Source organism: Bacteriovorax sp. DB6_IX (assembly GCF_000447775.1).
GTDB lineage: Bacteria > Bdellovibrionota > Bacteriovoracia > Bacteriovoracales > Bacteriovoracaceae > Halobacteriovorax_A.
In genome coordinates, this window is sequence record NZ_AUNJ01000475.1 from 1 (window position 1) to 10,973 (window position 10,973).

The 10,973-nt window shown below is 38.2% G+C and carries 11 protein-coding genes, 1 tRNA gene and 1 pseudogene; 8 read left to right on the forward strand and 5 right to left on the reverse strand.

Features of this window, described 5'->3' with window-relative positions:
• Positions 1–298: 298 nt before the first annotated feature.
• The 3 genes from M901_RS14710 to M901_RS14720 all read right to left on the reverse strand — a co-directional run bounded on the left by M901_RS14710 (position 299) and on the right by M901_RS14720 (position 2,243).
• Positions 299–384: transfer RNA gene (locus M901_RS14710), tRNA-Leu, on the reverse strand.
• Positions 385–436: 52 nt separating this feature from the next.
• Positions 437–1,402 carry an NAD-dependent epimerase/dehydratase family protein gene (locus tag M901_RS14715; RefSeq protein ID WP_021279011.1) on the reverse strand — a complete coding sequence of 322 codons (966 nt, stop codon included), beginning with the start codon at positions 1,400–1,402 and terminating at the stop codon, positions 437–439.
• Positions 1,392–2,243, reverse strand: coding sequence for a lysophospholipid acyltransferase family protein (locus M901_RS14720; RefSeq protein WP_021279008.1), 852 nt, complete (start codon positions 2,241–2,243; stop codon positions 1,392–1,394). Before M901_RS14720 ends, M901_RS14715 begins: the two co-directional genes overlap by 11 nt.
• 139 nt (positions 2,244–2,382) lie before the next feature.
• Between M901_RS14720 and M901_RS14725 the strand changes: the two genes are divergently transcribed.
• Positions 2,383–2,688 (forward strand): hypothetical protein, encoded by a 306-nt coding sequence (locus M901_RS14725; protein WP_021279005.1) that lies wholly within the window; start codon positions 2,383–2,385, stop codon positions 2,686–2,688.
• Here M901_RS14725 and yihA read toward each other — a convergent pair.
• The gene (yihA, locus tag M901_RS14730) at positions 2,664–3,338 is read right to left on the reverse strand and encodes a ribosome biogenesis GTP-binding protein YihA/YsxC (protein WP_021279004.1); all 675 of its coding nucleotides are present in this window, start codon (positions 3,336–3,338) and stop codon (positions 2,664–2,666) included. The genes M901_RS14725 and yihA overlap by 25 nt on opposite strands.
• A 53-nt stretch (positions 3,339–3,391) precedes the next feature.
• Here yihA and M901_RS16835 point away from each other — a divergent pair, with 53 nt between their 5' ends.
• Positions 3,392–4,630: a sigma-54 dependent transcriptional regulator gene (locus tag M901_RS16835; RefSeq protein ID WP_198295413.1), complete on the forward strand. Its 1,239-nt coding sequence runs from the start codon at positions 3,392–3,394 to the stop codon at positions 4,628–4,630.
• Here M901_RS16835 and M901_RS14740 read toward each other — a convergent pair.
• On the reverse strand, positions 4,620–5,510 hold the full coding sequence (locus M901_RS14740) for a flagellar basal body-associated FliL family protein (protein WP_021279009.1): 891 nt from the start codon (positions 5,508–5,510) through the stop codon (positions 4,620–4,622). The two genes, M901_RS16835 and M901_RS14740, sit on opposite strands and share 11 nt — an antisense overlap.
• A 189-nt stretch (positions 5,511–5,699) precedes the next feature.
• Here M901_RS14740 and M901_RS14745 point away from each other — a divergent pair, with 189 nt between their 5' ends.
• The 6 genes and pseudogenes from M901_RS14745 to M901_RS14765 form a co-directional block, all read left to right on the forward strand.
• Positions 5,700–6,344, forward strand: coding sequence for a lipoprotein (locus M901_RS14745; RefSeq protein WP_021279010.1), 645 nt, complete (start codon positions 5,700–5,702; stop codon positions 6,342–6,344).
• A gap of 94 nt (positions 6,345–6,438) precedes the next feature.
• Complete coding sequence (locus M901_RS14750) at positions 6,439–7,137, forward strand: YicC/YloC family endoribonuclease (protein WP_034722511.1); 699 nt, start codon at positions 6,439–6,441, stop codon at positions 7,135–7,137.
• Between the two features lie 14 nt (positions 7,138–7,151).
• Positions 7,152–7,316 (forward strand): annotated as a pseudogene (locus M901_RS18445) (endoribonuclease YicC domain-containing protein); the annotation flags it as partial.
• An 11-nt stretch (positions 7,317–7,327) separates the two neighbouring features.
• Entirely contained in the window at positions 7,328–7,891 is a 564-nt protein-coding gene (gene gmk / locus M901_RS14755) for a guanylate kinase (RefSeq protein ID WP_021279002.1), read from the forward strand.
• Between the two features lies 1 nt (position 7,892).
• Complete coding sequence (locus M901_RS14760; RefSeq protein WP_021279012.1) at positions 7,893–10,094, forward strand: bifunctional (p)ppGpp synthetase/guanosine-3',5'-bis(diphosphate) 3'-pyrophosphohydrolase; 2,202 nt, start codon at positions 7,893–7,895, stop codon at positions 10,092–10,094.
• A gap of 46 nt (positions 10,095–10,140) precedes the next feature.
• Positions 10,141–10,973 (forward strand): hypothetical protein (locus tag M901_RS14765; RefSeq protein WP_021279007.1); only part of this gene is annotated, 833 nt, incomplete at its 3' end.

Genomic DNA, 10,973 nt, shown 5'->3' on the forward strand with positions numbered 1-10,973 from the left:
TTATGGAGCAGGAAAGGAGACTTGGTCCACTTCGGCTCCTGCCTTCGTGGACATTCGTCGCGTCACGCTCCTTAACCCCCAAGATGGTTGTTAAAGAAACCAATCCCAGAACAATAAAAAAAGCCATGGGATAAACCCATGGCTTTTTTATGGAGCAGGAAAGGAGACTTGGTCCACTTCGGCTCCTGCCTTCGTGGACATTCGTCGCGTCACGCTCCTTAACCCCCAAGATGGTTGTTAAAGAAACCAATCCCAGAACAATAAAAAAAGCCATGGGATAAACCCATGGCTTTTTTTATGGTGCCGGGAAAGGGACTTGAACCCCCACGCTATTGCTAGCAACGGATTTTGAATCCGTCGTGTCTACCATTCCACCACCCCGGCGTAGAATTTTTTGAGTAGATAAATCTTAATGAAAACAAAGGTTCGTGTCAATTTAAAGCTTGAGAAGCTTCAAGGACTTTGTTGTCTTAAATCGAAACGGCTCTTCGGGTAAGTGTGTCATGAGCTGCTTACCGTCAATGATACAAGAAAATTTAATGTAATCGATGAGGTAGTCGGGGAAGGCCCAAAGCTTTTTAATCACACTTGCTACCGGAGAGAGTAGGAAAACTGGAAATGGTATGGTTGTCGTACCGACAATTTTCTTGGCTTCGTGAAGAGAAATCGTTTCATTTGGCGCAACATTATAAACGCCGGTTGGAACCTTATCCTTAGAGTGCATTAATACCTTCGCCATATCTAATTCGTGGATAAACTGAAAGATAGGGTTGAAGTCTATTGGTGCTGGAACTAAGTTCGTTCTTAAGTACTGGCTAATAGAATTATTAATTTGGGGACCGATAATATTACATGGTCGCAATACCACCATATCCATCTGATCGCGATATTTCCACATCCAGTTAGTGCAAAGAGAATCCATCTCTGTCACATCTCTAAGTTCTGGGTATTTGATACTTGCTTTAAGTCCTGCATCTTCTTTTATAAAGACAGGGTTGTCGGGCAGAGCACCGTAGACATGGTGAGTACTTAGTACAATGACCTTCTTTACTTTGTAGCGAATTGAAAGCTCTAAGATTTTATTTGTTCCCATGAGATTTAAACTCAGTCTTTGAGCAATTTCACTAGCTGAAGTATTCTTAGAGTGACTCATTCTTCCAAGGTGATAGATTACATCGAATTCATTTTCTCTAAAAAGCTTTTCGAAGTTTCCACGAGTGTAGCGCATTTTCTTAAAAGAGAAGTTCTTGTTCTCAACGTCACTACTAAGGTCGCGGCTATCTACTCCAATAATTTTGGATTCTGGACTATGTTGTCCAAGTAGACCGCATAGAATATTTGACAGGCCACCAGCGGCGCCAATGATTAGGATCGTCTCTTTATGATTTTCTTTATGACTCACTTGAAACTCCTTTATTCTCTTCTTTAATGGCCCAGAATTCTCGTCGTTGTTTCAAGCCTTCGTCGATCATATGTTGAATTTTTACTTCAATCTCGTCAATAAGTGGATCGATCTCACTATCAGATGGATCACTACTAATTGAACTATCTGGAGTTATGGGTTCTCCAATATAAATATCAACAGGCGAGGGGAGAGGGAAGTAATTTGCACTCAATGGGAGTGCTGGTAAACCAAACTTCTTCGCAACACCTTTGGCCTGATAGACATAGGGAAAAACTTCTTCGGCACCAACAACTGCGAGTGGTAGGATTTCTATTCCTGCCTTAATTGCCATTCGATAAAAACCACGTGTAAATTCTTGAACCTTATAATAATCCTTTGTACTCTTTGCCACACCACGAACACCTTCTGGGAAAATTAAGAGAGACTCACCCCTTTCTAAAAGGTTCATGCAATTCTCTCTGTCTCCTAAAACTGAGCCACATTCGCTGGCCCATTTATTAATAAAGGGAAGACTTGTAAAAAATCTTTCGACCATAGGACGTAGAATTCTGGCAGGAGAAACTTCGAGAGCAAAGGCCGTTCCAATAAGGAGCCCATCAATTGCAATCTGCCCGGAGTGGTTTGAGATCACCATATACTGTTTGTCTTGAACATTTTCTTTTCCGAACAGTCTCACCTTGAAGTAATTCTTATAAAGAGGATAAATATAGTTAAGATTCTTTCTGGCGCGCTTTAGGTTTAGGCCCCAAGGATCTTCTCTAAGTCCGTACTTTTCTAGAAGTTCTTCAAAAACACTGTCTATTAAAGACCTATCTTCTTTAGTTAATTTGGGTATCATGGATCTCTCTACTAATTAGCTTAAGTATTTGATTTACTTAAATTTTAGCAAAAGGTATCTAGTGCACAAAGCGGGCAGTATATGCTAAACTAAGAGGGTTCTGATAAGGTTTTTAACCTGACTATTCAAGGATAGGGATATGCATAAAGAGGAATGGAAAAAGAAACTTCATGGACTAATGCGTGGTTGCCAAGATGAGATCTCGAAGGCCACAAATATCGGAAAGAAAATGATTACTGCTTCTCAGACGAACTCTTGTCTTCAAGAGAAGTATATGGAGCTTGGAAAGCTTGCAGCAAAACATCTAGATGCAGGTATTTTAGAGTGGGAAAACCCAAGAGTTGATGAGCTTCTCGAGGAGATTGAAAGCTGCAAGAAAGACTTACAGCTTATCGAAGACGAAGTTCAGAAGATCAAGTCTCATTCTTCTGACGAGCGCAACTGAGTTTGAAGTAGAAGATAATTAATAATTGAGCTTTCTAGTTCGTTTAAGCCTTGTTTCTTTTCTGCTGAAATGAAGTGGATCTGTTCAACCCATTTCGCTTCTTTATATAGCTGAGGCTTTAGCTTATTCAGTGCAGATCTTTCTTTTTGCGTCTTAAGTTTATCAAGTTTATTGAAAATCATAAAAGTATTGAAACCAAATGGCTCTAGGTAATTTCTAAAGGCCTGGTCACTCTTTTGATTGGGATGTCTTGCATCTTGAAGGTTGAGCATGAGTACATTGTCACCAGCATTGGCGAAGAATGTATGCATAAGCTTTTCCCAATGTGCTGACATTTCCTTCGAAACTTTGGCATGTCCATATCCTGGAAGATCGAAGAGCCAAAAAGTTGGGAGGTCGTCCACTGGTTTTCCTTCAAGCTCAAGCTTAAATTCAAAAATATTTACTTCTCTTGTTCTTCCTGGAGTTTTAGAAGTGTTGGCCGTCTTATTTCCAAACAGAGAATTGATGGTACTTGATTTACCAACATTACTTCGTCCGATCATACTCACGCCAATAACTTTTTCAGCACGTAGCCAGTTTTCTAATTGGTCAGGGTTGCTCATACCATATCTGAATTTTGTCGAGGCCTTTGATAATTTATAGTCCATGCTTTACTCCAGTTCGTGTAATTTGAGACAAGTCTTATTTATAGGAGGTTTGAGTGTCCCTACCAGTATCAAAGATATGTCCAGATGTAAAAGAATCCTTTATATGTATCGGAGATTATTTGGAAATATTTCCTCTTTTCGGAAAGAAAAAGGTCATTAACCTCAATCGAACTCATTATATGATTAATGAGAAAAAGAGCTACGATTGTCGTTATGAAACTTGTCATATTGAAGTCCCAACAATTGATGAAGGATTAAGTGAGTTTGAATTAATGCTTATTCAGGGAGACTTTGATTCCTTCCTTTTTAAGACTAGTCGTGGTCAGGCTTTTAAGCTCAATGGAAATTTCTGTCATGAGGCCTACTTACAAAGTGGTGATGAATTGATTATTGGACATAATCGAATGATTTTTAAAAAGAAAAGAGATAGTGCTCATAATGAATCTCTCTTTGGGAATATACAAGTTGCTGAGAGTCTCAATATTCTCATTGAAGGAGAAACTGGAATAGGAAAGACAACTCTTGCAAAGAAGATTCATGAAGAGAGTTCAGTCATGGGCGATTTCGTCCATGTGAACCTCTCTTCGTTTCCTCCTTCATTGATCGAATCGGAACTCTTTGGCCATGTTCGAGGGGCTTTTACTGGGGCCGTTCATGATAAGGTTGGAGCACTTGAACAGGCCAAGAATGGAACATTGTTTTTAGATGAAATCGACTCACTACCTCTCGACTTGCAGGTGAAATTACTTCTATTCCTAGACGATTATATAGTTAGACCAGTTGGTGCCATTAGAGGAATTCAATGTCATTCTAGAATTATATTCGCCTCGGGACAGGACCTGAGAGGACTTGTTGACAAAGGATTGATGAGAAGGGACTTCTTTTTTAGGGTTTCTTCTGGTCAAAAGATCACACTTCCTTCCCTTAGAGACTCTCGTGAAATTCTCAACCAAGTGATATTCAATTATGAAGCAGATCGAGATATTCGATTATCATCAGAGCTTAAAGGATTTCTAAGAAAACAAAAGTGGCCGGGAAATATTCGTCAGCTCTATGGGCATCTGGATAAGAAACGTGCCTTTTCAAAATCTAAGGAATTAGGGATTGATGAATTTGATAGAGAGTTGATTGAGTTAGACTTTGAAATTGATAAGACCACTTATTTGCTACCATTTCGAGAGCTTAAAAAAAGGTATTTTGAATATGCTCTCTCAAAGTGTGCAAATAACCATCAATTGGCGGCCAAGAAAATTGATGTCAGTTTAAATACGATGAAGAAGTTTACCCATTGAGAATTGAGTGAATATAAATCTCTTTAATTTCACCCTTAATCTTAAGATCTTTAATGAGTTCATTGAGTTCAACTTTAAGTTTATTTTTGAGAACTCTCTTTCCTTCTGCTTCCATAGGAAATGTTGGAATAATTGGTTGTACTGTACGGTTTAGTCTGTCGCGAATAAGGTACTCGTTCTCAATGATAGTAAAGTATTGAGCAATGTAGCGATTGTCTGCCTCAAAGGTGAAGTCAATTTTAAGTGACTGCATACCTTTACGATTTTCAATATAAACGGGGATATTCACATTTGCTAAAGAGATTCTCTTTTCTTTGTGATGGCGGTATTGTGAACGGGCAAGAAGATCTTTCTTCATTGTATCAGAATAAGAGTTTGGTTCTCTAATGACTTCTTTCGCTGTCTTATCTTGAATTTCTTTCGCCTGTTGATAAACAGTAATTCCCGTAAGTGAGAAAGCGACACTAGAAACTGTTATCGTGAGAATTGTTGTTGGTTTAAGAGAGAGGTACCAAGTTTTAAGTCTAAGAAATAGGGGACCGAAAACAAGGGCAACGGCAGCGATAATTTTTTGAGAGTTTAAAGACTTCCAGTCATAGGTCTTAGCTGCTGAAATTGCTTTGGTTGCACCAGCCTTTGATTTTTGAACAGTGTCCTTGGTTTTGACTATTTTAGTAGTTGTCCACTCTTTAGATTTTACGACATTCTTTGCGATTAGAGTTTTCGTATTGACCTTGAGCTCATGTGTTGAAGTTTTAGTCTTGTGAATTGACTTCTTCACTTTTGATGGAGTTACTTTTGAGACGAGTGAAGACCCTGCTTCACTTAGTGAAATCAGCACCTTATTTATAAAAGCCTCAATTTTAATCCAAAACTTCATGTACAACCTCGTAACCATAAGACTTATCGGCATCTTAGATACGTATATTTAATATTTTAATGGGAAAAACTCGGTCTCTTGAGGGAAAAAATAGCCGCTTAGCTAATAAAATCATCTATTTTTGAAGACTTTCAGCTATTTGGCGATGAGATAAGAGATAAAGAGAGGGTGTGATTTAGGAGAATCCCAATGAGATTAGTACTTTCAATGATGATTTTTGGACTATTTTTGACGAGCTGTGGACCAATTTCTATTAGTCGTTCATTTGTTGATGAAATGGATGATCAAGGAGATGAGTATCTGGTAGCTGGAAAGAACTTTGATGTTCTACCTGGAGATTCAGGGGCTCACCCTTATCAGAAAGAGGATATGATGTCTCGAACACCAGATCGCCATGAAGATTACCCAGAATGGTCCGAGAGGCAGAGAATTAGAAAAGAGCTGACTCAAAAGTTGTCGGCCTTATCTGAGGAACAACAGATTTGGTTTAGAAGGAATGAGCATCTCTTTGCTAATGACTCACAGAAGTTATATTTCTTAGGACTTTCACAATCTGAAAGAGATGATTATCTTGTTTCGATTCACTCAAAGAAAATTTCAAGCACGACGAAAAGAGCTCCAGCTTCAAAATTTCGTTATTCTCCAAGAGCGAGTCGAGAGGTCTTTATGGGGATGCCAAAAGATCAAGTTGTGAATCTTTGGGGGCAGCCGCATCGAGTTGATGTGGCAGGTGATCCGCGTTATGAAAATGAAAGATGGACGTTCTATGAGAACGGTCAGAGAAAATATATTTATTTTGCAAAGGGTCGCGTTGAAGGCTGGGTTACAGAATAGAAATTTAATTATTTTAGATATTTAAGCCATATAAGGTTGAAATTGGCCATGTGTTAAGTTAAACATGGTCAATCATCATAATAGGGAGAGAATCATGGCCCAAGTATACTCTATGACAGGGTTTGGTAAGCATGAAGTTGAGGATGGAAACATCCAATTAACTGTTGAAATTAAAACTGTAAATCATAGGTTTAAGGATGTGAGATTCAAAATGTCATCTCTCTTTGCTCCTATTGAATTAGAATTAAGAAATATAATCAACGATAATTTTAAAAGAGGAAGTTTCGACGTCTTCATTAATTTTAAAAGAGTCGATTCGACTACGCGTTTTGATGATATTGATGAATCAAAAGTTGCTGCGTTTATTGAGAAAGTTAAGAATATTACAACTGCTCAAGGACTTGATATTGGCGTTCGCCCAACGGAATTTCTAAGATCAGAATTTTTAAAAGATCAAAATGAAGAATTTAGCGAGAAGCTATGGGATCTTGCTAGAGAAGCTTTCCCAAAAGCACTAGAGTCATTGAAAGAATCTAGAGCAGGAGAGGGACAAAAGCTCGTTGAGGTTCTTCAAGATCATAGAAAAGAATATGAGTCATATTTCGCGAAAATCGAAGAGATGGCCGACACTTTCCAGGATGCAGTTAAAGAGAGACTACAAAAGAGGTTTGAAGAATTTCAAACAGCTATGCCTGTAGATGAGCCTCGTTTTGTTCAGGAAATTATCTTCTATCTCGAGAAGATGGATATTCACGAAGAGATTAATAGAATCAAAGTTCATTTAAATAACTAGATTCTCTTTTAAGTAAGGGTGGTGAAGTTGGTCGTCAGATTGATTTCTTAATCCAAGAGCTTAATCGTGAGACAAATACAACTGGTTCGAAGTCAACGCTACAGGAAGTTTCGGAGTGTGTTGTTCAAATGAAAGTTCACTTAGAGAAGATTAGAGAACAAGGTTTAAATTTAGAATAAAAAGAGAATATATGGCACAAGGTAAGATTATTGTTATTGTCGCACCATCTGGAACAGGGAAATCAACCCTGATTAAGAAGTTAAAGGCAGATAAGCCTGAACTTTTAGAATCTGTTTCTTACACTACGCGTTCACCTCGTGAAGGTGAAGAAAATGGTGTGCATTACAACTTTGTATCTGAAGAAGAGTTCCTCGCAATGAAAGATGAGGATGGTTTCTTAGAATGGGCAAAAGTTCATGGAAACTATTATGGAACTGGGAAGAAGTTTGTAGAGTCACAATTAGAGAGTGGAGCCTACTTACTCTTTGATCTAGATGTTCAAGGAACTGATTCTTTTAAATCTTTCTTTGCAGAGAAGGCCAACGTTATTTTTATTGCTCCACCATCGGTAGAGGTTTTAGAGCAGAGATTAAAGGGCAGAGGGACTGAAACTCAGGATTCTTTGAACTTAAGATTAGAAAATGCCAAGAAAGAATTACAGCGCAAAGATGATTATGATTATTGTGTTGTTAATGATGATCTCGATAGAGCTTACGCAGAGTTAATAAGGGTAGTAGAAGGAATTCTAAAGTAGTATGAGTATGTTTCAGCAAATTGATTTTTCACATGAAAGAGACCTAAATATTGATGAACTCTGTAAGAGAGTTGAAGCCTATTATCCTGATGCAGACTTTGCCTTACTTAGAAAGGCCTATTTCTATGCAGAGAAAGCGCACAAAGGTCAAATGAGATCGTCAGGTGAAGAATATATTATTCACCCAATTAACGTTGCCGGTACTTTAATTAAACTTCGTATGGATATGGATTCTATTATTGCAGGACTCCTACACGATGTTGTTGAAGACTGTGATGTAAAACCAGAAGAAGTTGAATCAGAATTCTCAACAGAGATTGCACAAATTGTCGTTGGTTTAACGAAAATTTCGAAAATTAAATTTAAATCAAAAGAAGAATCTCAGGCCGAGAACTTCCGAAAGATGGTTGTGGCCATGGCCAAAGACCTTCGAGTTATTATCGTAAAGCTTGCTGATAGAATGCATAATATGCGTACTCTTCAATATATGGCGGAAGAGAAGCAAAAGAAAATTGCTCAAGAGACATTAGATATCTATGTACCTCTTGCGAGCCGACTGGGGATGAACTCTGTGAAAACAGAGCTAGAGGATATTTGTCTAAGATTCTTACACCCTGAAATTTATTATCGCCTTGCTGAAAAAGTAGCGATGAAGAAAACTGATCGAGAGTCGTATATTGGTGAAACGATTTCGACTATTCAAGACAAGCTTATTGAGTATTCGGTCAAAGCAGATATTAAGGGAAGGCCAAAGCACTTCTACTCAATTTATAAGAAGATGACAGCGAGAGGTGTGGACTTTGAACAGATCCATGACATTCTAGCGTTTAGAGTTATCGTTAGTAATATTACTGAATGTTACAAGGCCCTAGGTGTAATTCACTCTTCATTCACACCAATTCCTGGTCGTTTTAAGGATTATATCGCTATTCCAAAAGTAAATAACTATCAGTCACTTCACACGACTGTTGTTGGGCCACATGCAGAGAGAATTGAAATCCAAATTAGAACAACTGATATGGATGAAGTTGCTGAGCGTGGGGTTGCTGCACACTGGAAATATAAAGAAGGGGTCACAACTGGTGGGAACAAGCTTGATTGGGTAAAGGACCTTCTCGAGTTTAACCAGAGTATTGATAATAACGCTGAATTCATGAGTCATGTTAAGAATGACCTTGATGTTGGAGGTGTTTTTGTCTTCACTCCTGCTGGGGATGTTTTCGAGTTACGTCATGGTGCGACTCCACTCGATTTTGCTTATGCTGTTCACACTGAAGTTGGGCATAAATGTGTCGGAGCTAAAGTTAATGGGCGTATGGTTGCCTTAAAGCACACTCTCAAGTCTGGTGATACGATTGAGATTATGACTAGTAAATCTCAGACTCCAAATAAAGACTGGCTTAATATCGTTCGCTCTTCTAAGGCCAAGTCAAAAATCAAGGCATGGCTACTAAGAGTTGAAAGAGATAGAAATATTGAGGTTGGTAAAGAGACTCTAGAAAAAGCATTTAAAGTATTTGGAACAACTCTTAAAGCTGCAACCAAAAGAGGTGAGTTAGAGCTTGTTAAAAATGCCATCAATGCAAAGAGTGATGACGAGGTCTTTATTCACGTTGGTTCAGGAAAATACACTGCGGATAGAGTATTAAGTGCTATCCCGGGAATGAGTGTTGAGACTGAAGATGAAAGTGAAGTTAAGAATAAACTAAAAGAAATTCAAACGCTTTCAACGAAGCTGACAAAAACAGCAAAGAGAAAGTCACATAAAGATGATGCCGTTATTGTAGATGGTATGGATGATATTATGGTTCGTATGGCCAGATGTTGTAATCCAATTCCAGGAGATCCAATCATTGGTTATATTACTCGTGGGCGTGGGATTACTATCCACCGTGGAGACTGTACACGCTTTGATATTGGAGATGTAGGAAGACAGATCCATGTTGAATGGAACCCTGAATTTAGCTTTAAGCACCCTGTAAATGTTCGTGTTATTACCCACGATAGACCGGGGATTCTTTCAACTATCTCGAAAACAATTAATAATTTAGGTGTAAATATTAGATCTGCTATAGCCAAATCAACTCAAGACAGAAAGGGAAGTTTTGTCTTCGAGATTGAAGTTAAGGACTATTCAGAGCTTTTAAAAACGATATCGGGGATCGAATCCCTAGAGGAAGTTATCTCAGTTACAAGAAGCTAATAACTTTCCCGTGAAAGGACTGTGTTGTCCAAGGAGTAAAACGCGGATGTCTATCAAGGACGATAAATGGATTCATGACAAAGTCATATCTATGAGAGATCGAACGAGTTTCGAGATGATCTTAGATTATCCTATCGTATCTGATGCCTCAGCTGAGACTGAGTTTAAGACTTCTTTATACTTCTTTCCTCCTACCTCTCTTTCTAGTTCTGCTAGTTGGCACCAAAGAGAGAGATTCTACCAACATTTAAAGAATAACTTCAGGTGGCATACACCTGAGGAATCGACGGTGACATTTAAGTTCCCGACGACCCTCAAGTATCTTGAACTTTCTGAAAAAATTAGTGAGAAAGAAAAGATCATGGAAGATGCCATTGGGGAGAGTAAACTCTTTGCAAATAGGCTGATAAAAAAGTTAAAAAATAAAGAACTTGATACGCAAGAAAAGTGTGAGAAATTTAGAGCGCTTCTGCAGCAATATCGAGATGAGATTATTAGTAAGCTAGCAAGTGATTCCACTGTTCACGATCAAGTTCAAAAGCACTTTTTTTGGTGTGATGAGTATTTAAGTTACTACTTTAAAAGCTTTATTTTGAACAACTCTCTTGAAAAAAAGAAGGAATGGAAGGATTTTCTAGAAGCAGAAAATCTCTATGTTAGTCGATATAAAGATTACAACGTTACTAATAGTACCTTGGATAGAAGAAGATTCTTGCAACGATCTTCGATGCTTAAAAAATTTATCAATGAAATACTCTATCTCGATCTTAAGTTGATTAAGAAGAATAGTTATAAAAAGAATATTGCTGCCGCCTGTGCTGCTGGCCTTGCCGCTTCGGTTAACTTCTTTGCCCAATATTCGACACACTACGGAGGAGT